This is a genomic window from Leptolyngbya sp. 'hensonii' (assembly GCF_001939115.1).
Taxonomy (GTDB): Bacteria; Cyanobacteriota; Cyanobacteriia.
In genome coordinates, this window is record NZ_MQTZ01000043.1 from 50,856 (window position 1) to 71,832 (window position 20,977).

General features: G+C 51.8%; 23 protein-coding genes and 1 tRNA gene. 16 read left to right on the forward strand and 8 right to left on the reverse strand.

Features of this window, described 5'->3' with window-relative positions; all coding sequences use genetic code 11:
- The first annotated feature begins 320 nt into the window (after positions 1–320).
- The gene (locus tag BST81_RS15880; RefSeq protein ID WP_075599495.1) at positions 321–1,226 is read left to right on the forward strand and encodes a hypothetical protein; all 906 of its coding nucleotides are present in this window, start codon (positions 321–323) and stop codon (positions 1,224–1,226) included.
- A gap of 107 nt (positions 1,227–1,333) precedes the next feature.
- Here BST81_RS15880 and BST81_RS15885 read toward each other — a convergent pair whose 3' ends face one another.
- Positions 1,334–1,840 carry a glutathione peroxidase gene (locus tag BST81_RS15885; RefSeq protein WP_075599496.1) on the reverse strand — a complete coding sequence of 169 codons (507 nt, stop codon included), beginning with the start codon at positions 1,838–1,840 and terminating at the stop codon, positions 1,334–1,336.
- A gap of 112 nt (positions 1,841–1,952) precedes the next feature.
- On the opposite strand from BST81_RS15885, the gene BST81_RS15890 reads away from it, so the two are divergent.
- A complete protein-coding gene (locus tag BST81_RS15890; RefSeq protein ID WP_075599669.1) occupies positions 1,953–3,116 on the forward strand; it encodes a damage-control phosphatase ARMT1 family protein in 1,164 nt (387 codons plus the stop codon).
- A gap of 135 nt (positions 3,117–3,251) precedes the next feature.
- On the forward strand, positions 3,252–3,470 hold the full coding sequence (locus tag BST81_RS15895) for a hypothetical protein (protein WP_075599497.1): 219 nt from the start codon (positions 3,252–3,254) through the stop codon (positions 3,468–3,470).
- 143 nt (positions 3,471–3,613) lie between these two features.
- Here BST81_RS15895 and BST81_RS15900 read toward each other — a convergent pair whose 3' ends face one another.
- Both BST81_RS15900 and BST81_RS15905 read right to left on the reverse strand, forming a co-directional pair.
- Positions 3,614–4,042 carry an ArsC/Spx/MgsR family protein gene (locus BST81_RS15900; protein ID WP_075599498.1) on the reverse strand — a complete coding sequence of 143 codons (429 nt, stop codon included), beginning with the start codon at positions 4,040–4,042 and terminating at the stop codon, positions 3,614–3,616.
- A gap of 13 nt (positions 4,043–4,055) precedes the next feature.
- A complete protein-coding gene (locus BST81_RS15905) occupies positions 4,056–4,421 on the reverse strand; it encodes a hypothetical protein (protein WP_216351362.1) in 366 nt (121 codons plus the stop codon).
- 255 nt (positions 4,422–4,676) lie between these two features.
- Here BST81_RS15905 and guaD point away from each other — a divergent pair, with 255 nt between their 5' ends.
- A complete protein-coding gene (guaD, locus tag BST81_RS15910; protein ID WP_075599500.1) occupies positions 4,677–6,029 on the forward strand; it encodes a guanine deaminase in 1,353 nt (450 codons plus the stop codon).
- Positions 6,030–6,340: 311 nt separating this feature from the next.
- Here the strand turns inward: guaD and BST81_RS15915 are convergent, their stop codons facing one another.
- Positions 6,341–7,447, reverse strand: a complete 1,107-nt coding sequence (locus BST81_RS15915) for an aromatic ring-hydroxylating dioxygenase subunit alpha (protein WP_083636897.1) — start codon at positions 7,445–7,447, stop codon at positions 6,341–6,343.
- 209 nt (positions 7,448–7,656) lie between these two features.
- Between BST81_RS15915 and BST81_RS15920 the strand changes: the two genes are divergently transcribed.
- Positions 7,657–8,727, forward strand: a complete 1,071-nt coding sequence (locus tag BST81_RS15920; protein WP_075599501.1) for a DMT family transporter — start codon at positions 7,657–7,659, stop codon at positions 8,725–8,727.
- A 75-nt stretch (positions 8,728–8,802) separates the two neighbouring features.
- Here the strand turns inward: BST81_RS15920 and BST81_RS15925 are convergent, their stop codons facing one another.
- Together BST81_RS15925 and BST81_RS15930 are read right to left on the reverse strand one after the other, a co-directional pair.
- Positions 8,803–9,000, reverse strand: coding sequence for a hypothetical protein (locus tag BST81_RS15925; RefSeq protein ID WP_075599502.1), 198 nt, complete (start codon positions 8,998–9,000; stop codon positions 8,803–8,805).
- 211 nt (positions 9,001–9,211) lie between these two features.
- The gene (locus BST81_RS15930; protein WP_075599670.1) at positions 9,212–9,871 is read right to left on the reverse strand and encodes a hypothetical protein; all 660 of its coding nucleotides are present in this window, start codon (positions 9,869–9,871) and stop codon (positions 9,212–9,214) included.
- Between the two features lie 228 nt (positions 9,872–10,099).
- Between BST81_RS15930 and BST81_RS27595 the strand changes: the two genes are divergently transcribed.
- The 7 genes from BST81_RS27595 (at position 10,100) to BST81_RS15960 (ending at position 14,130) form a co-directional block, all read left to right on the forward strand.
- Positions 10,100–10,267: a ssl1498 family light-harvesting-like protein gene (locus tag BST81_RS27595; RefSeq protein WP_143780365.1), complete on the forward strand. Its 168-nt coding sequence runs from the start codon at positions 10,100–10,102 to the stop codon at positions 10,265–10,267.
- A gap of 247 nt (positions 10,268–10,514) precedes the next feature.
- Positions 10,515–10,715, forward strand: coding sequence for a hypothetical protein (locus BST81_RS15935; protein WP_075599671.1), 201 nt, complete (start codon positions 10,515–10,517; stop codon positions 10,713–10,715).
- Between the two features lie 35 nt (positions 10,716–10,750).
- A tRNA-Leu gene (locus BST81_RS15940) sits at positions 10,751–10,823 on the forward strand.
- A gap of 217 nt (positions 10,824–11,040) precedes the next feature.
- A complete protein-coding gene (locus BST81_RS15945) occupies positions 11,041–12,483 on the forward strand; it encodes a vWA domain-containing protein (protein WP_253188326.1) in 1,443 nt (480 codons plus the stop codon).
- 128 nt (positions 12,484–12,611) lie between these two features.
- Positions 12,612–12,845 (forward strand): Uma2 family endonuclease, encoded by a 234-nt coding sequence (locus BST81_RS15950; protein WP_290439445.1) that lies wholly within the window; start codon positions 12,612–12,614, stop codon positions 12,843–12,845.
- A gap of 36 nt (positions 12,846–12,881) precedes the next feature.
- Positions 12,882–13,610: a bifunctional sterol desaturase/short chain dehydrogenase gene (locus tag BST81_RS15955; protein WP_075599503.1), complete on the forward strand. Its 729-nt coding sequence runs from the start codon at positions 12,882–12,884 to the stop codon at positions 13,608–13,610.
- Positions 13,603–14,130 carry a cofactor assembly of complex C subunit B gene (locus BST81_RS15960; RefSeq protein WP_075599504.1) on the forward strand — a complete coding sequence of 176 codons (528 nt, stop codon included), beginning with the start codon at positions 13,603–13,605 and terminating at the stop codon, positions 14,128–14,130. The genes BST81_RS15955 and BST81_RS15960 overlap by 8 nt, the downstream gene beginning before the upstream one ends.
- 307 nt (positions 14,131–14,437) lie before the next feature.
- Here the strand turns inward: BST81_RS15960 and BST81_RS15965 are convergent, their stop codons facing one another.
- Positions 14,438–14,752: a DUF3155 domain-containing protein gene (locus tag BST81_RS15965; protein WP_075599505.1), complete on the reverse strand. Its 315-nt coding sequence runs from the start codon at positions 14,750–14,752 to the stop codon at positions 14,438–14,440.
- A gap of 488 nt (positions 14,753–15,240) precedes the next feature.
- Here BST81_RS15965 and BST81_RS15970 point away from each other — a divergent pair, with 488 nt between their 5' ends.
- On the forward strand, positions 15,241–16,569 hold the full coding sequence (locus BST81_RS15970; protein WP_216351363.1) for a GAF domain-containing sensor histidine kinase: 1,329 nt from the start codon (positions 15,241–15,243) through the stop codon (positions 16,567–16,569).
- On the opposite strand, the gene BST81_RS15975 is transcribed toward BST81_RS15970, so the two are convergent.
- Positions 16,566–17,801 carry an S-layer homology domain-containing protein gene (locus tag BST81_RS15975; RefSeq protein WP_075599507.1) on the reverse strand — a complete coding sequence of 412 codons (1,236 nt, stop codon included), beginning with the start codon at positions 17,799–17,801 and terminating at the stop codon, positions 16,566–16,568. The two genes, BST81_RS15970 and BST81_RS15975, sit on opposite strands and share 4 nt — an antisense overlap.
- Before the next feature lie 478 nt (positions 17,802–18,279).
- Here BST81_RS15975 and BST81_RS15980 point away from each other — a divergent pair, with 478 nt between their 5' ends.
- The 3 genes from BST81_RS15980 to BST81_RS15990 all read left to right on the forward strand — a co-directional run bounded on the left by BST81_RS15980 (position 18,280) and on the right by BST81_RS15990 (position 20,974).
- On the forward strand, positions 18,280–18,504 hold the full coding sequence (locus BST81_RS15980; protein ID WP_075599508.1) for a hypothetical protein: 225 nt from the start codon (positions 18,280–18,282) through the stop codon (positions 18,502–18,504).
- Positions 18,505–18,648: 144 nt separating this feature from the next.
- Entirely contained in the window at positions 18,649–19,422 is a 774-nt protein-coding gene (locus BST81_RS15985) for an SDR family oxidoreductase (RefSeq protein WP_075599509.1), read from the forward strand.
- A 208-nt stretch (positions 19,423–19,630) separates the two neighbouring features.
- The gene (locus tag BST81_RS15990) at positions 19,631–20,974 is read left to right on the forward strand and encodes a HEAT repeat domain-containing protein (RefSeq protein WP_075599510.1); all 1,344 of its coding nucleotides are present in this window, start codon (positions 19,631–19,633) and stop codon (positions 20,972–20,974) included.
- The last annotated feature ends 3 nt before the right edge of the window (positions 20,975–20,977 follow it).

The window sequence follows — 20,977 nt, forward strand, 5'->3', positions numbered from 1 at the left end:
GCAAATCCTGAACCCGTTGACTTAGGACCTTCTGCCCTGTGATCCCTCTGCCATGCCGGTTTCAGTCCATGTTTTTTCTGTGAAGTCAGACCGCTCCTCCTTGATCTTCCTTATTCCAGAAGAATATGCTCTGCCTTATGATGTCTGATCTGGTAATTCTGCAGAGAAGGCATCCCAGTGTTTTCCCTGTAATTGGAAATGGTTTTCTTGAAGTGAAAGGATTTGCTTCGAGTTGGGAACGGATGTTGCTGGTTTTTTGATGAGTGCTCCAATAACTTTTGACTTATTAACTCTACATTCAGGCTAGGAGATGTTCAGGTATGGATCAGGGCAGAGCAAATTTTAATGTTCGACAGTGGGTTGTGCTGGCAGCTTCCGCATTGGGTGGGGTTTGTCTCAGTTCTGACCCATCCCAGGCGGCATTGATCTTAAACTTCAATAACGCCTACGATCAGGACAATAATCCCATTACTGAAATCAGTGAAGCGACGGGTGCGGTGAATTTAGCCGATGACCCCACGGCTGAGACCACATTCTTCTTTGAAAATATTATTCTCGATGATGGCGTTAACGAAGCCACGGTGACTGGTTTCGCCACAGCCAAGCAAGGTAACGTTTTACTCTCCACCCAGACCGGTGGCACTCTGCCAGGGGTGTTTATCAGCCTGTCTGGATTTAAGATTCAAGCAGCGGCAGGAAATACGGGTAATTTGAATCTCGCTGATTTTCTGACAGTCTCCGAAACCTTTGAGGGCTTCCCCTTCGGTCCCTATGCCGTTGGCCAGTCCTACATGGATGGCAATGTTTTAAACTCCAATGCGACCGACAAGCTCCAGATCGACTTTGCAGCTCAGTCGCCCGCAGGTGGAAACCTGGGCAATATTCTGACCTACATTGCGCCAACCTCTGCACCGAAATTGCCCATTGCTACGGGTAAAACCGCCGCTGGGGATTTTCCGCTACCGATTAACTTTAACAGCCCCACCCTCACCATGGTTGCAGACATCAATCTGGCTCCCGGTGGGACGTTTGACCTGCCAAATACGGTCTGTTTTGCGATCGCCAGTTTTGACACCATCACTACCGATGGCACCAACGAAACGAAGTTCACCCAGAATGATGCCCGCAATAGCTGTAAGAAATCTACCCCTGAAGCATCTCCTCTGGCTGGTTTGGCTGCCATCATTACCCTGGCCGGGGTGGGAATTGTAAAGCGTCACTCCTGATAGGGGATGGCAAGCAAGTCGGTTGAAATCGGCTGATTTGCAGTTCAGTGGAATGTTCTCTCTATTCTCTTAAGTCAACGGGACAGGGTCATGGCATAGCCATGACCCTATTTTTTGGGCATCAATAATCCTTGAATGTCCTTTTCCAATTCCTCTGGCTTTGTGGTAGGTGGATATCGTTTAACCACCGTGCCATTCCGATCGACCAGGAACTTGGTGAAATTCCACTTAATCCCCTCCGTCCCGAAAATTCCTGGTGCCGCCTTTTTCAGATATTGATACAGCGGATGGGCATTACTCCCATTGACCTCAATTTTCTGGAAAAGGGGGAAGGAAACCCCAAAACGAGTTTCACAAAAGGACTGAATCTGATCAGCGTTTCCTGGTTCCTGCTGACCGAACTGGTTACAGGGAAATCCCAGAATCACCAGTCCCTGACCAGCATACTGATCGTAGAGGGCCTGCAGCCCCTGATATTGGGGTGTAAAGCCGCACTGACTGGCCGTATTCACAATCAGTAAAACTTTGTCTTTATACGTGTTGAATGAGACTGAAGTTCCATCTAGACCTGTGGCAGAAACGTCGTAGATTGATGCAGGGATCTGTGCCGTCATGGAGCCTAACACTCTCTAAAATGGAAATATTACTTAATGATCTTACTACGATCGCTGCTGGTGGTGCATGCTCCCAACGTCAATGAATCTTTGGGCTGGTGATCAGCCACCCATGCAACCTCCGTCACTGTCTCTGCCTTTGCCACCGCCATTGAGGATGTCGGAACCAGGGTCCTTTGCCCATCACACCCTGACCCACCGCTGGCCCACGATCGCCCACCGTGTGATCCCAGAAAATAACTTTTCATCGGAGATTGGGGCCAGGCTGATCGCTCTGACCGAGGACTTATCGAGGGGCCGGGTCCGTCCCCTGCAGGATCAGGCACCGGACACAGCAGCTTGGCGATCGTATCTACAACCCTGGCTGGGAAAGCCCTGGCTGGAACTGCCCTGGTTTTTTGCTGAGGTTTACTTTTACCGTCGCCTGCTGGAAGCCACCCGCTATTTTGAGCCAGAGGAGGGGCAGGGCATCGATCCGTTCCGATCTCAGAAGCAGGCTGCGCTGCATACGGCTTTGGTGGATATTCAGGGCATGGGAGACTCTTGGAACGACTTGATTTACAGCAGCTTATGGGGCAACCGGGCTGACCTCAGCCTGCGGCCAGAGACTACAGTTCCAGCATTTCTGGGCCAGACTATGCACCAGAATCGAATTCTGGTCGATGATACGCCAGCATTGCAGGCTATCCTGCTCGATCGGTCCCATGCTCGACTGGATTGGATTGCCGACAATGCTGGATTTGAACTAATCTGTGACCTGTTGCTGATCGATCTACTGCTGAGGGACGCGATCGCCCAGACCGTACATCTGCATCTGAAATCCCACCCCACCTTTGTTTCGGATGCCACGATCGGGGATCTGCACCACACCCTCACGGCTCTGGCTGCCGATGTGGCTACCCGGTCTGTGGCCGAACGCTTGCAAGGCTTCCTGGAACAGGGACAGTTGCGTCTTGTTGCAGATCCCTTCTGGACTGCCCCCCTGGTATTCTGGGAAATGCCCGCTAACCTGCACCAGGATCTGAGCCAGTCCAATCTGGTGGTAATCAAAGGGGATGCGAACTACCGTCGCCTCCTGGGCGATCGTCACTGGCCCTTTACCACCCCTCTGGCAGACATTCTGGCCTACTTCCCTACTTCCCTGGTAGCCCTGCGAATTCTGAAATCTGAGATTGTGGTTGGCCTGGACTCTGAACAACTGAGAACCTTACCCCAGAAGGATCAGAGCTGGCTGGTTAATGGCAAGTGGGGTCTTATTCAGGGTTACTTTTGCTGAGAACAGCCCTGATTTTGTGAACGAATGTCGAGTCTGCGTTAAGAAGGGCAAACTCCCATCAAGAATGGTGTGATCCCAGGTTGGATGGAAAAAGAGCGGATTACCATAGGAGTATTGAGTTAGGTATTAATGCTTATGTCTGCTGCCACCCTATCTCGCCCTTCAATGACCCTGGAAGATGCTTACCGCGATACCAGAATTCAACAATGGTTGAAAAGCAAAGGCTGGAAGTTAGAAGCTCCCTGCTTCGGCTGGAACTACTGGCACATTGAACTGGGGCAAGGGGCCGTTCTGCCAGTGACACCCTTTTTGCTGATGAAGATGTACCTGAAAGACTGTCCTACCAGGGGTTAGGGGTGGAATGGCGTTATTACCTCCCAACCAGACTAGCCACCGCTATGAACATAGGTAAGGGCGCAACCTCTGCGCCCTTACAGAATCAATCCCCTGTGATAGCCAGATATTCAGATGGGGTTTCTCTCTCCTCCCCTCTTCTTTCAGGAATTGTGAGGACAGGTTTGCAAATCCTGTTGCATCAGGTGATCGCGAATGGCCCGCTGTTCTGGGCTGGCAGCTTCTAGCCCAATCCAGGCTTGAACAACTTCAGGATTAAACCCCACAAGATAACGATCGCCCACTCGCAGCAGCGGTCGTCGAATCAGCAAGGGGTTTGCCATCATCAGAGTCAGGGCTGTGGCTGCATCAACTTGCTCTGGAATAACTTCACCCACTTGAACCGCTGGGGCTGTGGGGTTAAACCATTCTGCTACCGGCAAATCTCCAAAAAACGGACGTAATCTCTCCGCTGTCCAGTTTTCCGTGAGGAGATTGCGTGCTTCCACCAGATGACCGGCAGCTTGTAATAGGGCTTTTTGGCGGGTGTTGTTAATACAACCTGGTTTTTCATAGAAAATTACCTTTGCCATACTATTCTCTTCCTCAATTCAGGCCAGAATCGCTCTGACTGATGATCCATTGCAGCTCCAGCCAAAACCGGGGGTCAGAGGTTCTCAGCTTGGACATGGGGTCCCGCACAATGCGGGTAGCATTAATGCAAACGACATCCTGCAACCCAATGATTTGAGCAACTCGGCGCAACTTGCTCTTCTGCAACTGCATGGTGGGCAGAGCATCGCCAGGAGAATAAACGCCAATATACTGCAATCGTTTGGGCGGATTTCCCCAAGTGGAGAAGATGACTTTTACATAGCATTGCTGTAACAATGCCCCCACACTGGGATAAACAAAGTCAACAAGATCTCTAAATTCCTGGCTCAGCCCTTCCTCACCGACCCATTGCATCATTGATCTGATTTTGGTGTTACTTTTACAGCTATATATAGCAAGTCGTTTGAAATCTGAAGAACTCCCTCATCGGCTTTTGCAGCAAACTAAAAAATGTACTCAAAGCTACAAATAACCTGCAACGCTCTAGTTCTGGAGATCGAGGGAGATGGGGGTCTGGTATTTTATTCTGATTTTGTGAGTACTTCTGGGGTAGGGGATTGAGAGTTTGGATTGGATTGCTATACATTGATCTCAATCTATTCCGTAGCTGTTATGCCATCAATCTCTGACAATTTTTTGAGGGGCTTTCGTGGTGCATTTCTGGATTTTATCAATGACCCCTTTTATGGTTCTGAATTGGCCAATGTGCGCTACGTTCCAGATGGGTTACTGGTCTGTTCAGAGGGCATGATTCAGGCGTTCGGCCCTTATTCAGAACTGCAGGAAAAATATACCAAAATTCCGATTACGACCTGCCCTGGCCAGTTGATTATGCCAGGATTTATTGATACCCATATTCATTATGCTCAACTGGAAATGATTGCCAGCTATGGCGAACAATTACTGGAGTGGCTGAATAAATATACATTTCCTGTGGAAGGAAAGTTCAAAGATCAGACCTATGCCAGCAAGATGGCCTCCCTATTTCTGGATGAATTATTGAAAAATGGCACGACAACTGCTCTGGTTTTTGCCACCGTTCATCCCGAATCGGTCGAGGCCTTTTTTGCAGAGGCCAGTCAGCGCAATTTGAGGATGATTGCAGGCAAAGTTTTGATGGATCGAAATGCGCCGGAGTTTTTAAGAGATACCCCCGATCGGGCCTATGAAGAGAGCAAACACCTGATTCAGAAGTGGCATAAAAAGGGACGATTGCTGTATGCAGTTACCCCTCGATTTGCGATTACATCAACCCCAGAACAACTCCAGCTTGCGGGTAAATTGTTGCAAGAATTCCCTGATGTTTATTTGCATACGCATCTGTCTGAAAATGTGAAAGAAGTGGCGGTGGTGGCAGAGCTGTTTCCTGAGAGCACTGGATATCTGGATGTGTACGATCGAGCAGGTTTGGTGGGGGAACGATCGGTCTTTGCCCATGGAGTGCAATTAACGGAACAGGAGTTTCAGCGCCTGTCTGAGGCAAAATCGGCCATCTCCTTTTGCCCCACCTCCAACTTGTTTTTAGGCAGTGGGCTGTTTAAGTTACACCGGGCCAAATCGGCGGCCTGTCCTGTCAAAGTGGGCCTGGGCACAGATGTGGGGGCGGGAACCAGTTTTTCCCTACTCCAAACGGCCAACGAAGCCTACAAGGTGGCTCAACTGCAGGGAGAAGCGCTTTCTGCGTTCAAAGCCTTATACTTGGCTACTCTGGGGGGGGCAAGAGCCCTGACGATCGACGACAAAATTGGCAACTTTGACGTTGGTAAAGAGGCAGATTTTGTTGTGCTGGATTTGCAGGCCACGCCCCTGATGGCTGTTCGAAATCAGGGTATGCCCGCCCCCTCCCTGGAAGCTCTGGCTGAACAGTTGTTTGGCCTGATTATGCTGGGAGACGATCGGGCCATTCAGGCGACCTACGTGGCAGGGGAATTAGCGTATCAGCGCCCTAGTTCCAGCCTATCCTAGTGGTCAGTCAATCAATGATTGACGGGCAGCCAAAATCCAGGTTGTTGCTTGGGGTTAAATTTTGTGGGTCTTCGACCCACCAAAATTTTCCTGACGGAACACTAGTGGTCAGTCAATCAATGATTGACGGGCAGCCAAAATCCAGGTTGTTGCTTGGGGTTAATTTTTGTGGGTCTTCGACCCACCAAAATTTTCCTGACGGAACACTAGTGGTCAGTCAATCAATGATTGACGGGCAGCCAAAATCCAGGTTGTTGCTTGGGGTTAATTTTTGCGGGTCTTCGACCCACCAAAATTTTCCTGACGGAACACTAGTTAGCCGTAAGACTGGCCTCCGGCAGAACCCGTACCAGATCTTCGATCGTCAGCCCCTGGCTATCCATCAGGTTTTGCAAAGCCAGCAGATTGTTGGTCCTGGTTTGCTCTACCTCACCGTGAGCCTTGAGGAAGGCAGCCATTTTCTTTCGCATTAAAATTCCGGGTTTATCCGTCATCATGTGTTCCTCTTTGGTCAGGCTGAGGGGAACGTCGTAGTCTGTAGTTTCCAGAATCCGTCTATCTTCTAAGGTCACAGCCCGATCGAAGGCAATGATAGCTTGAGTGCTGGTATCCGCTTCCGTGTCATTCCGCAAGCAAAACTGCACCATCTGGGAGACCCCATCAGCAATAGGGGTCATGGTGTTAACGATGATGTGCTCCAGACCATTGGGGTAAGCAATCCGGAGCCTGACTGTAAAGGGCAGGTACCAGACCATATCCAGAGTCCGCTCCGTTTGGGCCGAATCCATTTTCAGATTTTGCTGTTGCAGTTCCGGGTTGACCACACCCAGCACACTGTGAACCTGCAAGCCCCACTCTGTTTCTGTCAATTCCAGGGATGCGGGAGTGGGGTGGTCCTCGCTGCCAAAGGTGCCTGTGTGGACAAAAGTGGGATGGGCCATGTCCATTTCATTCTCCATCACCCGTAATCCGGCGCAATTCCAGGGTTCATAGAATTCGTGGATCAGACGATAGGCTGGATCGGCGGCCTCGGCAATCTCCGGAATCTCGGTGAGGGGCTCTCCCAGGCAGACCCAGACATAACCGTAGCGTGCTGAACAACGGAACGCCTCCACTTTATAACTGGGGGAAATGGGGCCTTCAGGGAGCTGGGGCACATGGACACAGTTGCCATGGCTGTCAAATTGCCAGCCATGATAAGGGCAGGTGATGCAGCCCTCCTCTACTTTACCGAGGGACAGTTTGGCCGATCGATGACAGCAACGATCGCGGGCAGCAGCGGGATTTCCCTCGGCATCAAGCCAGAGAACGATCGGTTGCCCCAGGAGTTGAAATGATTTCGGTCCACCCCGCAACTCATGGGCTGGCATGACGGGATACCAGAATCGTTGGAGGACAGGCTGTTTTGTTACCAGCATAAATCTAGGCTCATCAATTGTATACAGTATACATTTGGACCAAAAAAGGGTTTTGTCACTTTAGATACAATCCTCCCTATCGTCACCACAGAGGTATCGCAGACTGCACTTTGGTCAGAGCCCGTTCCTTAGAATTTTGGGATCTGAACCGTTTGTTTTGGGATTAGAGCAGAACGGATCAGAGGGTTAACCCTTCCTACATAACACCTATGCTGCTAAAACAGGATATCTCCAAGTCACCGCTGTTTCTGGTGGCTCCCTTTTTCTTTCTGGGCACCTCCATGGTGGTCATGAAGGCGGTGATTCCCAACACGACACCGCTCTTCCTGGCTGGGTTTCGACTGGTGCCTGCTGGAATTCTGATTCTGGCCCTGACGCTGTTTTTGAAGTTACCTCAACCGAAAACCTGGAAAGCATGGCTCTGGATTGCCCTGTTTTCTCTGGTGGATGGAGCCCTGTTTCAGGGGTTTCTCACCACTGGATTGGTGAGTACAGGGGCCGGTTTGGGAGCCGTGCTCATTGATGCTCAGCCCCTGGTTGTAGCAGTGCTGGCCCGGTTTCTCTTTGGGGATGTGATCGGGCTGTGGGGCTGGCTGGGGCTGGCGATCGGGCTGGCTGGTATTGGCCTCTGTGGGTTACCAGATCTATGGCTGATGCAGATTTTTAGTGGCAAAATCGATTTTCTCCAAAGTGGGATGTCTGCCTTCAGTTGGGAGGGGCTGCTCCAGAGTGGAGAACTGCTAATGTTGCTGGCAGCCCTTTCTATGTCTTTGGGCACCATTATCATCCGCTATGTCAAACAGCATGCAGATGCCGTTGTGGCTACAGGCTGGCACATGCTGCTGGGAGGCTTACCCCTGTTTGCCCTGTCTGCCCTGGGTGAGGCCAACCAGTGGAGCGATCTCAATCCCGGGGGATGGGTTTCTCTGGGTTATGCCACTCTATTTGGAACTGCATTGACCTACGGCATGTTCTTCTACCTGGCTTCAGTCGGGAATCTCACCAGTGTCAGCTCCCTAATTTTTCTGACACCGGTCTTTGCCCTGCTATTCAGCAGCCTGTTTTTGGGGGAAACTCTGACTTCCTTCCAGTGGATCGGGGTAGGGTTGACCCTGATCAGTGTCTACCTGGTGATTCAGCGGCAGGAGATTGCCTCCCAGATAGCCAAGCTGTGGAGCCGGTTGAGCCCTCAGGCTGTCCAGATGGCTGCGGCAGAGGCAACTGAAGCAGCACGGGTTGAGGGGAACAGCGCTGATGCCCCTGTTTCGACAGAGGTCTAAAGGATGTTTGCCAGGGTTCTGGTGGTTAAAACCGGGACTCAATGACTCAGGTTTACCGATATGGCGGTCTCGGTTTTAGCAACCAGAACCCTGGTTCGGCTCCGCTTCCCGGACCAGCGTCGAAGGGAACTGTTGACTCACCAGAGCAGGATTCGCGTTGCTCAATTTGTTGATTTGAGGGGTGCGACGAACATCGGATCTGAAGCGTAGGCGCTTGCTTCCCGCCCCGCCCCCTCCCCGATGTTCCGCTCCAGGCTGCCTGGGGCTGGACATCCTGACTTCCAGTCTTGGTCATACAACATTAAGAAAGCATTAAAAAGCTGGTCTGATCCCGAAAATCCTGTAACACTGATTACAGTTTGAAATGGGGTCAGCTAAATAAAGACCCTAAAAATAAATCTCTATAGATACGTTGAAAGCCAGTTCTGGAGTTTCCAGGGCTGGCTTTTGCCATAGGTCTTCCATTCCTCAGCCCACCCTGACCTTACGACCCCCCGCTTCCAAGCGGGGATAAAAGGCGAATTTCCTCTTCCAAGTTTTGGCGCGCGATCGCTTCCATCTGCTCGTACATCAACGGTGTGAAGTAAATCTGGGGACGCTGTAAAAAACTTTTTAGGACCTGTTTTCGGGCCATTTGATAGCGGGCTTCTGGAACCCACCCATACTCCTGACGAATGGCCTGGGCATAGTCCCGGTATTCCTCAGGGTTGCTCCCTAAAATAGCCAAGTCAGCATCCAGTAAGACCTGGCCATCCCGGTCCCCAGTATCAGGGAGATGGGGTTTCGTCTGCAGAATCAGGTGGCCAATCCTTGCAATCACCCGATCGGTCAGGCCCAGAGTTCGCAAAACAGTCACCGCATAGTCCCGACTCCGTTCTTCGTTATCCCCAACCTGGGTGTCATAGACAATATCGTGAAACCAGGCTGCCAGTTGCACGATCTCCAGGTTAGGAGCATAGTCCTGCAAACAATCGATCATCTGCAGGACATGTCCGATGTGCTGCAAGGTGTGGTAAGACCGATGGGGACTGGTGTATGCCTGTGCCAGGGCCTCAAATGCTGATTGAGCGGCTGTAGGGGAGACTCCAAACGATCGTAAAAGCTGCTGCCAGCGGTCTTCAAGCTTCGGTATGAGTGGATGCATTAGAGAACCACCTGGCAGTTGCAAGGTATGTGATGATTCTGGCCCCAGACTCATTGACTCGCAAAAAACAATCATTGGAGTGGCGATCGTCCTCATGCTATCAGCTCAGCTTATAGGAAATAGGGAAAAAGCTAATATCACATCCATGTAGATATGTTGCAATATTTCTAGAATCTGTTACATTAGTTAACAGAGAGATGTAATTCACCCTATCACCCGGAGAGAGCCATGAATACTATCAGCAACGAAGGTTTGACTAACATCTACGCTTCTGAGCCTTCCGTTTACTACGCCGAATATCCTTCCCAAGAGCAGCAGAACCGCTATCTCGTGCAAGGCGCGATCGCAACCCTGTTTGTCAGCCTGCTGATTCTGACTTCTCTGGCTGTGAGCTAAGTTTTCACTTGTGACGCATTGAGATCAAAGTTTCTCCTAATCATTTCACCTCGGTTAACGCCGGGGTTTTTTGTTGCTTTTAACGGAGTCGTTTGAACCAATCAGGCATTCATCCCGATCTCTACCGGGATCCAAGATTTTTGGAGAACCGGCTTGACGATGTAACATACATGTATTACGATTGCAGTATGAGATTTATCAAACAGCTTTGCACCAGGATGCTGGTGCTAGAGCAAAGGGGGTTGTTATGGTTCACATCCGGTTTGAAGGTCGTTCTCTTGACGTAGCCGAGATTCATCTGGGATTGGCAACAGATATGAACGATCGTGTCGTGAAGGAGCGGGTTGCTCAGCACCTAGATGTGAGCCCCGATCGCCTCTCTGCCTACGTGATCGATCGGCGTCCCAGTGGCGATTTAATCATCCGTCCAGAGGCAGTTTACGGTTAAGCCTTTTGCACTTCGTGCCCCGATCGAAAAAGCTTACATACTTAGCCTAATGGAAAAGGCACTTGACTTAGGATCAAGCAATTGCAGGTTCAAATCCTGTAGTGTGACCCGAACAGCTTTTTTAACTCGCATGAAGTGACCCTATTAGATTGAGCTTTGCCGCACCCTGACCAGGAAAGCTGACAAACTCCCACCAACCGTAGATGGTGCGTATTCGGGGGAATACGCTGCAAGCCTGGACCTTAAGCAGGCCCAACTGAAGGGTAGCCATATCTCTCAGCGTAGCTTTCTCAACTTGTGCGGCCAGTTTTTATGGAGGTGAGCGATGATGACCATGAATACTGCAGAGCGGGACCTGCGGCTGGAGATGCTGAATAGCTTGCTGACGACTCCTCACCGTAAGCTGGAGCAGGTGGCCGAGATTCACCAGTTGATTGTTGATCTGGACCCCATTTTCTACGGTCATCTGGCTGTCTGGTACCACCAGAATGGTGATGTGCGGGACCACAAGGAAGTATTCGTTGCTTACCTGCTGACCAGTGCCCTGGTGCAGCACCGAGAAGCTGGTTTCATGCTGCTGCAGGAGTTGCCTCCTTACCAGGTGGCTCGTGTGGTGGACTTCATGAAACAGCACCGGAACAAGGTGCCTCGTACTGCTCGGACAGCGGTGCAACGGTACCTGAAGGCACGGGAGAGCAATCCTGCGTTGTTCGATCGGGCTGCCCTGCGGGGTCGGAAGGCGATGAAGCACCTGTACGCGGGTCTACACATTAAGCCTGGTGAGCGGGCCAATGCTATCCTGTTCCGGGATGAGCCTCCTGAGGGCTCTCTGGCTGCGATTCTGAAGCAATTGGCGAAGGCCACCAGTGCAGCGGAGCAGGCCCGTCTGATCGTGGAGTTCAATATCCCCTACACGATCGCGATCGGTGCGATTCAGCAACTGACCCCAACGGTGCTGGTGGCTCTGATCAATAGCATGACCCCCCAGGAAGTGATCAACACCCTCAAGGCCCTCAAGGCCCGGGGTGCCCTGGATCACCCTGAGGTGAAGGCGCTCATCGATCGCAAACTGGAGGCGGCTCAGAAGAGCGAGCGGATCTCTGCCTTCAAGGCTCGGGTGGCTGCCGATGCAACTGAGTTGGATGCCGAGACGGTAGCCAAACTGGAGCAGGTGACCAACGAGCAGGTGAAGCGTCGGGGTACGATCGCCCGGCCTACTGCCCTACTGGTGGACAAGTCTGGTTCTATGGACGCTGCGATCGAGATCGGTAAGCGGCTGGCTGCACTGATTTCTGGAATTACCCAGGCTGACCTGTTTGTCTACGCCTTCGACACCCTGCCTTACCCCGTAACGGCAAAGGGCAAGGAGTTGACCGATTGGGAGCGGGCTTTCCAGTTGATCAATGCCGGTGGTGGCACCAGCGTTGGTTGTGCTCTGGAGGCGATGCGCCGGAAGAAGCAAGTGGTGGATCAGATCATCCTGGTGACGGATGAGGGAGAGAACACCTCTCCTTACTTCCTGGAGGCTTACCTGAACTACCAGAAGGAGTTCGCGGTGATGCCAAATGTGGTGATTGTCCGGGTGGGTAGCTACTGCGAGTATGTGGAACAGCAACTCAAGCAGAAGCAGATTCCGGTCGAGACCTTCACCTTTGCCGGAGACTACTACAGTCTGCCTAACCTGGTGCCACTCCTGACACGGCCTTCTCGTCTGGAGCTGCTGCTGGAAATTCTGGATACACCTTTACCCGTCCGTAAGGACCCGTGAGGTTAGAATAGGGCATTACTCGTCGATCGATGGGTAATGCCCTTTCCATTGGTGCTCCTTAACCCAGGAAAGAACTGTATGCTCCAAATACCAATATTTTCCAAACTCATCCAGACTAGACAATTGAGATTCTTGCTCCTGATCAAAATCAGAACAGAGTCACGGGCAATATTCTGCATTATCTGAATTTTGGCTGTCCTTCAGGTTGGTTGATTGATCCAGAGAGCCGATCGCTGCTCATTTACTTACCCCACCAGCAACCTCTATTTTTTGAAGCTGTCCAGGAAGTCTTGCCCATCCCCGACCAGATGGCTGATTTCCACCTCACTGTTGGAGAATTATTTGGCTGGCTGCAGCTCTAGGCTGTATTCTTGCTATCGCAGCCCTTTCGCTGAATTATGGGTAATGTTCTGAACACCAGTTCTCCATTTCAAGGTAAAGTTATCGCAATTACTGGGGCATCGGGCACTCTGGGACGGGCTCTGATCCGGGAACTGAGCGATCGGGGGGCCAGGGTGATTGGCCTAACCACTTCTGCGGAGGCTACGTTCGATCGCCCGATCGAGGTGCTCCAGTGGCACCTGGGTCAGGAGGCTGAGTTGGGATCCCACCTGGAAACAGTGGATATTTTGATTCTGAACCACGGTATTAATGTGTACAGTGATCGTTCACCAGCGGCCATCCAGAAGTCTCTGGAGGTGAATACGCTATCAGTCTGGCGCTGGCTGGAACTATTTCTGAAGACGGTTTCTCCGGCCCAGCAGGGGGCTATGAAAGAGGTCTGGGTCAACACATCAGAAGCTGAGGTGGGTCCAGCGTTGAGTCCCCTATATGAATGGTCCAAGCGGGCGATCGGAGACCTGATTACCCTGCGCCGTCTGGACGCTCCCTGCACTATCCGCAAGTTAATCCTGGGACCGTTCAAGAGTCAGTTGAATCCCTATGGGGTGATGTCAGCTTCCTGGGTAGCCTGGGCAGTGGTTTCCCTGGCCCAACGGGGTGTTCGGGATATCATTATTACGGTCAATCCCCTGACGTACCTGTTCTTTCCCTTAAAGGAAGCGGGACGATCGCGCTACTTCCGTCTTTTCTCCCGTCCCTCGCTACCGGAGCACAATCATGGATAACGCTGTTCTGCCTTCTACATTTTTCCTCACCTTGCTGTTGATGATCGGGTTGTTCTTCTTTATTCGAGCTTCTGTCAAAGATAGAACTCAGAGGGTCAGACTTATTTCAGAGCAACCGGAAGATTTACTCCTGCCCCAACTCAAGCAATATTTCGCCCAGCGGGCTTACCAGGTGACGCACATTGATGGCGAACAGAATCAGGTCACACTGGAGGGTTTTGTAAAGCCCAGCCTTCCTCTGGCGGTATTTCTGGCCGCTCTTGCAGCTACTGGAATGCTTTGTCTGGCGCTGGTTCTAGCCATCCTCCTGCCTGAATGGACATCCATCCTAATGGGGCTGGTGCTGCTTTCCCCCGCTGCCGGACTCTTCTACTGGCAAAAAGCGGGTAGAGTTGAGCAGGTTTCCTTCAAGGTTGAGGAGACCACTCCTGCTGGCCAGAGTGCCATTTCGGTCACGGCCCATCGGGATGAACTAGCAGAGCTGTGTCGAGGGCTTAACCTGAAGCAGGTCGAAGAGTAACACCGGCAAGGACTCCTGGCCGCCATCCCCATCCAGATGGCCACTGCCCCCCATATTATCTTAAACTTTTGTTAATTTCTTCAGAATTGGCCCAGGGCAGCGATCGTTTCAGGGCATGAACTGGGTATTTAAAGAGGAGGATTAGAACCCGAGGTCGGAGACAAAATATCCTCACCTGAGGAGGTCTCAAATGAGGATGCTTACGCTATGTCATTGAATTAAACAAAACGGTGCGTAGTAACTCAGCTTCCCGAAAGATACCTGTAAATCGAAATAAATCGCATGAAATAAATCGAACTTTTGTACTTTAACGGCTATTTAGGGTTACGCGAGCATCTTCATCATTTAGCAATAGTCTTAAACTTGGGAACAGAAAGTGGTTTTCTTCCACATACTGAGCACCAAAAAGACCCTTCTCAGCCCAGAAGTACCGATCCGTGGTATGCTCATTACGCTTAACCAGCAGTAGCGCAGGTGGTGCGATGCCCTGGTCTTGGATAAATTTGCGAGCTGCCGTAACCGGTTTCTCCTCACCGCTCTCAATGCTGAACTGCGGCACTAACTCCAGAACCCTGCGCCCTTCTTGACGGCGACGGCTTTTTCTCTTACGTCTCCTAGCCAACCCCCTTACCTCCTCTCTAAGCGTTCAGGTGTAGTGATAGTTACAAAACCGTTGAAAGTATATCGGTTTGACTTTAAAACTTCAACTTCTCTTAATTCCTTGATACAGATTTAAGAATCTCTTCAAAAGCCTATACAGCTTATATTCTGGACGATCCTGAGGGAGATCTACCTGGAAGTTTCACAGAAATTTTACAAAACTTAATCTCTTTTTGGTAACGAACCTTGCGCGATCGGGGTTGGATAGAACAGGGATACCTGCAACATCCCGATTTGAGCTGGGACGTTTGGGGTTCAGTGGGAGTCGGGAGTGAGCAACGAGACTGGCTTCTGAGTCCTGACGCTCCTCCTGGTATTGCTATCCTCAAGTTGAGTGAATGGTCACCCTGCAAATCCGTATTACTCTAGATTTAGGGATATCGAATTGTTGAATATCGGTATTTGATCTAAGATTCGCTTTGCTGTTCTCTCCGGTCGGCACCCATGTTAATGGCTGCAAGCACTGAATTTATTTCTCTCTGTCGATCGCAACTGGTCCTGTTAACCCAGGCGTTGGGGGCCTCCATGAGTGTGGTTTATCTGACCGAGCAGTTAACGGAGGGCGCAGAACCGAAGCTGATTCCAGTCGTCACCTATCCCGAAACGGAGGAATCTCCGCTGGGATATAGTTCTCATCTGTTGCCCGCCGATCGACTTCGCTTAGATACAGGTAGGCCCGACCGGTCCCGATCGGCTCTGCTAGCCCCCCAAAACTCCTCTGCTGATGGGCCTGTACCATTAGAGCAATCCCCGATCGTGGTGCCACTGATTCATGGGGAGATGGTGATGGGCCTGCTGGTGACAGGGCGGGATGATCGACCCTGGAATGAGCGAGAACAGACTCAAATTGATCGAATTGCCGATACCCTGGCGATCGCCTGTATCCTGGATCAGCGCTCTCAATGGCTGACACAGAGCCACCAGCAACGGCTTTTGCTCGATACCCGCCAACAGGATTTGCTGGACAATCTGCTGCACCAGTTTCGCAATCCCCTCACGGCCCTCCGCACCTTTGGCAAACTCCTGCTGAAGCGACTGCTGCCGGATGACCCCAACCGGGATATTGGGACGGGTATTGTGCGGGAGAGCGATCGTCTGCAAGACCTACTGAAACAATTTGAGCAGGTTATGACTGTGGATGACTTTGAAGTTGCTCCCCTCAGCCTTGGCCCCGCAACTTCAGTCCCGCCCCTCCTGCTCCCCTCTGCGCCGCCCCTGGGGGATGCGCTGGTTCTGCAAGCCTGCTCCTTGGCAACGGTGCTACAGCCCTTGCTCATGTCGGTGGCTGCGATCGCCCAGGAACGGGATCTCCGCATAGAAGTTCCCGATCTGCAGACCTTGCCTTGGGTTTGGGCTGATGCTGGAGCCCTGCGGGAAGTGCTAAGCAATCTGATCGACAATGCTCTTAAATACACCCCTGCGGATGGGCAGATTGAGATTCAGGTGATGACGGATCCGCAACCCACCTTTGCCCATGAGGGACCTTCACCCTGGGTCGGGATTGCCATCAGGGATACGGGTCCTGGTATTCCAACCGCAGATCAGTCCCACCTCTTCGAGCGGCATTACCGGGGCATTCAGGCTGATGGCAAGATCCCAGGAAGTGGGCTGGGGCTGGCGATCGCCCGTGATCTGACCCGACAGATGCAAGGGGAGATTCAGCTCATCAGTTCTGCCCCAAGCGCAGAACCGGAGGCCCATTCCCTCACAGAACAGCCCTCCGGTTCAACCTTCATTGTGTGGCTACCTCTAGCCCCGCCGCCCCAAGGAGACGATTAATTCACCAACAAATCTGAATTTAGGGTCAGATTCAAATCGGTGTTGGGATTAATCGAAATCAACGTGACCCGATCGCGGCCCAGGAACAGCCCGATCAGGGTGCCGACCCCTGCACCACCCAGCACTTCCTCGGTCGCGATGGCCCGATCTCCAGTGACGGCAGCAATTCCAGCGGCTGCGGCTGCCCCGATCGCAGCATTCTGAATCACCGAACCTGCATTGATGCCCTTATCAATATTCTCGGTTCTGGTCACGACAGCGGAGGATGCACTCATGCTCAGGCGGCGATTGTTAGGAAGCACCAGTTCCTTGGCCACAAATTGGGAGCCACCCTGGGCTGGACGTAACTCTCCCACTACCTGGCTGCCGGCCGGGATCAGAACAGTTCCCTGAGAGGTAACCAAATTCTGGGCCACAATCAAGGTGACAGGGGCAGTTTCGTCCTTAGAAACCAGGATCTTTTCCTTGTCATACCGAACGGGAATCACGGTTCCAGCAGGGATCCGAACCTGGGTCTGGGGTGGAGAGGTGGGAGCCTGCCCCACAATGTAAGGTGATGTAATCGCGTTGGCCTGCCCTACACTATTCAGCGCCTGGTAGATGAAGGCCGCCACATCCGCCCGGGTCGCGGTCTGGTTTGGGTTCAAGAAACGAACATTGGGATAGCTGACAACCAGACGGTTTTCAGTCGCTGCAGCCACACTGGTCCGGGCATAGTCAGGAATAGTTGCGGCATCTTGATAATACTGCTGCAGGGTCGTTTCAATGGCACTGCTGGTTGTATAGTTAAGCCCATTCGACAGGGAAACCAGAACCTGAACCCGTGGAATATTTTGCTCTGGATTAAAGCGAAATCCTGGATAACCAGCCATAAATCCAGTCGTATAAGCTTCCTGAATTGCTGTCGCGGCCCAGTAACTGGAGGAAACATCGACAAAACTGCTGCTCTGGCGGATGGTAGTTCTATTGAATGCCTTACTCACCATGGCGGCAAACTGAGCCCTTGTCACAGGCTCATCTGGACGGAAACTCCCGTCTGGAAAACCTTTGATAATGTCTCGTGAGGCCAGTTCACGAATAAACTCCTGCGCCCAGTAATTGGATGGCACATCATAGAAGGATGCCTGAGCCGCCGCAGGCGCAGGAGACACCACAGGGGCGATCGCAACACCGGTTAAGCCCAACGCCACTAGTAATGCAGTGCTGGATCGGAGGTTGTGAGAGTGAAACATAGGAAAGATCCTCACAGAATAAAATCTCTACTTCTCAACCGAATGACCCTGAAATTTAAGCGCTTGTTCCAAGATTTTCTACCTAAAAAGGAGGAACAAAAACATGAGCGGGAGAGTCAAAAACCTTCCCCAGGGGTGATTTGAATTTCTCCAACCATCTGCTGATTTTTCAATTTTATGGTTCTAAGCCGTAGCATAATTGCAAATGTTTTGTATTCCTATCCTCTCTTCCTGTTCCCTATTCCCTGCGGGGACACTTTGTGAATGACTCCGCTCAGGAAGCAAGGCGGTAAACTTGAAACAGAGGCTGCTTGAAAAGGCACCAGCGTCCTGAAAGAAGCTGAGTGATTGTTCTTGGCGATTTTGATGCTAATTGACTAATACAAATCCCTCAGAAGATGGCCAACTCCTTGGAAAATTAGAGGCGGTAGAGATATCTTGTGGTTAAGCGATGTAGTTTGTCTGGGGAGAGTTTTCTATGACTGTACTGACTTCCTATCCATTCACAAGTGGTGCCTTTGAAGTATGGCTGAAAGAGCAAATCCAACAACTGAGCGTTGACACCTTAAAGTCGCGGGCAGTCACCTGCACCGCCTGTGGAGAGGTCGTGGGAACCTACATTGTGGAGTATCAGGGGCATCGATCGCGCTATTCTCCTGCTGAGACCTATGCCTTACTCAAATTCATTGCTGAGCAGGCTTAAGTTTTCATGTCAGAGAGCGGATAAGTGGGGTTGTATGGTCTGCGTCCGATCGCCCCATATCTGGCTGCCATGGCCTGCGCTCAGGAAGAACATGTCAGGATGATTGTAGACTGGCGGCTGATGGTTTAGGTTGAAATCAAGCTTATGGGATTGAAACGAGTATTGGTTACAGGTGCCACAGGCAGAACCGGGTGGTTAACCCTGCAAAAGTTGCGGCAACATCCAGAGGAGTTCGTTGCGATCGGATTTGCGCGCTCTGAGGCAAAAGTGAAGGAATTGTTTGGTTCAACCGAGGGTTTTTTTCTGGGGGATATTCAAGACAAAGCGGCCCTGGGAAAAGCTCTGGTTGGTTGTCAGGCATTGGTCATTCTCACCAGTGCCACACCCCGAATGAAAGCACCTCCCCAACCCGGCGAACGGCCAACATTTGAGTTTGAACCGGGGGGGATGCCGGAAGCAGTGGACTACGAGGGACAACGGAACCAGATTGATGCTGCGATCGCTGCGGGTGTAGACCATATCGTGCTTGTGGGCTCTATGGGGGGCACCCAGCCCAACCATCCCCTGAACCAAATGGGACAGGGCAACATCCTGATCTGGAAGCGCCGATCCGAAGCCTATCTGATTGACTCTGGCACTGACTACACCATCATTCGAGCCGGAGGGCTGCTGGATCAACCCGGTGGACAGCGGGAATTACTCGTGGGTAAGGAGGATGTGTTTTTGACCCAGGCCCCCAATGGCATTCCTCCCTCTGTCCCTAGGGCCGATGTAGCAGAAGTGGTGGCCCAGGCCCTTTCAGAGCCTGGGGCCAGAAACAAGGCTTTTGACCTGATCTCCAAGCCGGTGGAAGACCCCTCTGCCACCGTGACGCAAGATTTCGCTGCCCTGTTTGCCCAAACTTTGCCTGGACTGTAACCTATGGTGATGCCGGTTGTCTCCTTTCAACGGTAACTGGCCCCAAGAAAACCAGAACAGGATCTCGGGGGATGGGTTGATTGGCGAGGCAGAGTAATCGTCAGGGGAGCGTCGCTGATCTGACTTTTAAACAATCTTGTAATGGACTGACAACAAATCTGCTGCAAGAATGGAATAGGCGATTTTATCACTTCGGTATTGCGACTGAATGGCTTCCAATAGTTCGATCGACGACCTCCTGGAACAGGCTCAGCTAGCTGCTCAACAGGGACAATGGTCCTGGCTGGCTCAGTGTCTGCAGCAGATTCAAACTCTCTCCAGAGGGGTCCCTGATATGACGGTAGCCTGGTCAGAATCCAGTCCAGATTGTCGTTATCAACAACTGCTGGCCTTCGCGCTGAATGTGCTGGAGATGGGGGATTTCTACGATCGCTGGGAAATCACCAAGGTCTTCCCAGCCTTTGGGACAGTGGCGATTCCGGCTCTGGTTGAGATCCTCCAGGATGCAGATGCAGATTGGGAACTGCGCTGGTTCGCAGCCCGCATTTTGGGAGAGTGTAACCACCCGACGGTAATTGACTCCTTGATGGGTCTACTGCAGGCCGAGACTTCCCAGGATGAGGAATTGACGGCCATTATTGCTGAGGCCCTGGCTAATCTGGGTACCCCTGCTGTAGCTGCATTGGCCGAATTACTGACCAGTAGTACCACACGTTTAGTCGCTGTAAAAGCTCTGGCCCAGATTCACCAGCCTGAGATCATTCCACCTCTGCTAGCAATTGTGTCCGACCCCCAGATTTCTGTCCGAATGACGGCCATCGAAGCTCTGAGCAGCTTTTCTGATGTCCGGGTTATTCCTGTCTTGTTTGCCGCCCTGGACGATCCAGTGGCCTCTGTGCGGCGAGAGGCTGTGATTGGGGTGGGGCTCCGGGCTGATCTGGTCGATGCTGGGCAACTGGTGGAACTACTCCACGATCGTTTGCAAGATGCCAATTTAGCTGTCAGACAGCAGGCCATCATTACTCTGGGGCGATTGGGTACTGTAGCAGCAGCCACTGTGCTGTTTCAGAATTTAACGCATCTGGAAACCCCGGCAGCCTTGCACCTTGAAATCATCCGCGCCCTCAGTTGGATCAGAGTCCCTGAATCGCTCAGCTATTTACGTCAGGCCCTGCTGCAATATACGGCCAATTCCTCCCTCACCCGAGAAATTGTAGTGGCTCTGGGACGGTTTAAACAGCCAGAATTGCAACCGATTGCCGTTGAAACGTTGCTTGATCTCTGTTATTCCAGTCGTTATCAGGGCTGTGAACTGGAGATCAAACAGGCCATAACGGTTAGTCTGGGAGAATTAGGCCACCCCCAGGGGATCGAATGTTTGATTCAACTGATGGCAGACCCAGATCTGAGTGTGCAACTCCATGCCATCGCAGCCCTGAAAAAACTGGATTTTGGGGGTACCAGTCGGCAATACCTTCAGACCCTGGCCCATGACACCTCTGTCAGTCCAGAACTACGGCAGACTGTAGCCCTGGCCCTTCAAGAGTGGTAGATC

What these genes read in the sequence shown, in the direction of transcription:
- BST81_RS15880 (WP_075599495.1), top strand. Translation starts at nt 321, where the DNA reads ATGGATCAGGGCAGAGCAAATTTTAATGTTCGACAGTGGGTTGTGCTG.
- BST81_RS15885 (WP_075599496.1), bottom strand. Translation starts at nt 1,840, where the DNA reads ATGACGGCACAGATCCCTGCATCAATCTACGACGTTTCTGCCACAGGT.
- BST81_RS15890 (WP_075599669.1), top strand. Translation starts at nt 1,953, where the DNA reads ATGCAACCTCCGTCACTGTCTCTGCCTTTGCCACCGCCATTGAGGATG.
- BST81_RS15895 (WP_075599497.1), top strand. Translation starts at nt 3,252, where the DNA reads ATGTCTGCTGCCACCCTATCTCGCCCTTCAATGACCCTGGAAGATGCT.
- BST81_RS15900 (WP_075599498.1), bottom strand. Translation starts at nt 4,042, where the DNA reads ATGGCAAAGGTAATTTTCTATGAAAAACCAGGTTGTATTAACAACACC.
- BST81_RS15905 (WP_216351362.1), bottom strand. Translation starts at nt 4,421, where the DNA reads ATGATGCAATGGGTCGGTGAGGAAGGGCTGAGCCAGGAATTTAGAGAT.
- guaD (WP_075599500.1), top strand. Translation starts at nt 4,677, where the DNA reads ATGCCATCAATCTCTGACAATTTTTTGAGGGGCTTTCGTGGTGCATTT.
- BST81_RS15915 (WP_083636897.1), bottom strand. Translation starts at nt 7,447, where the DNA reads ATGCTGGTAACAAAACAGCCTGTCCTCCAACGATTCTGGTATCCCGTC.
- BST81_RS15920 (WP_075599501.1), top strand. Translation starts at nt 7,657, where the DNA reads ATGCTGCTAAAACAGGATATCTCCAAGTCACCGCTGTTTCTGGTGGCT.
- BST81_RS15925 (WP_075599502.1), bottom strand. Translation starts at nt 9,000, where the DNA reads ATGTCCAGCCCCAGGCAGCCTGGAGCGGAACATCGGGGAGGGGGCGGG.
- BST81_RS15930 (WP_075599670.1), bottom strand. Translation starts at nt 9,871, where the DNA reads ATGCATCCACTCATACCGAAGCTTGAAGACCGCTGGCAGCAGCTTTTA.
- BST81_RS27595 (WP_143780365.1), top strand. Translation starts at nt 10,100, where the DNA reads ATGAATACTATCAGCAACGAAGGTTTGACTAACATCTACGCTTCTGAG.
- BST81_RS15935 (WP_075599671.1), top strand. Translation starts at nt 10,515, where the DNA reads ATGGTTCACATCCGGTTTGAAGGTCGTTCTCTTGACGTAGCCGAGATT.
- BST81_RS15945 (WP_253188326.1), top strand. Translation starts at nt 11,041, where the DNA reads ATGATGACCATGAATACTGCAGAGCGGGACCTGCGGCTGGAGATGCTG.
- BST81_RS15955 (WP_075599503.1), top strand. Translation starts at nt 12,882, where the DNA reads ATGGGTAATGTTCTGAACACCAGTTCTCCATTTCAAGGTAAAGTTATC.
- BST81_RS15960 (WP_075599504.1), top strand. Translation starts at nt 13,603, where the DNA reads ATGGATAACGCTGTTCTGCCTTCTACATTTTTCCTCACCTTGCTGTTG.
- BST81_RS15970 (WP_216351363.1), top strand. Translation starts at nt 15,241, where the DNA reads ATGGCTGCAAGCACTGAATTTATTTCTCTCTGTCGATCGCAACTGGTC.
- BST81_RS15975 (WP_075599507.1), bottom strand. Translation starts at nt 17,801, where the DNA reads ATGTTTCACTCTCACAACCTCCGATCCAGCACTGCATTACTAGTGGCG.
- BST81_RS15980 (WP_075599508.1), top strand. Translation starts at nt 18,280, where the DNA reads ATGACTGTACTGACTTCCTATCCATTCACAAGTGGTGCCTTTGAAGTA.
- BST81_RS15985 (WP_075599509.1), top strand. Translation starts at nt 18,649, where the DNA reads ATGGGATTGAAACGAGTATTGGTTACAGGTGCCACAGGCAGAACCGGG.
- BST81_RS15990 (WP_075599510.1), top strand. Translation starts at nt 19,631, where the DNA reads ATGGCTTCCAATAGTTCGATCGACGACCTCCTGGAACAGGCTCAGCTA.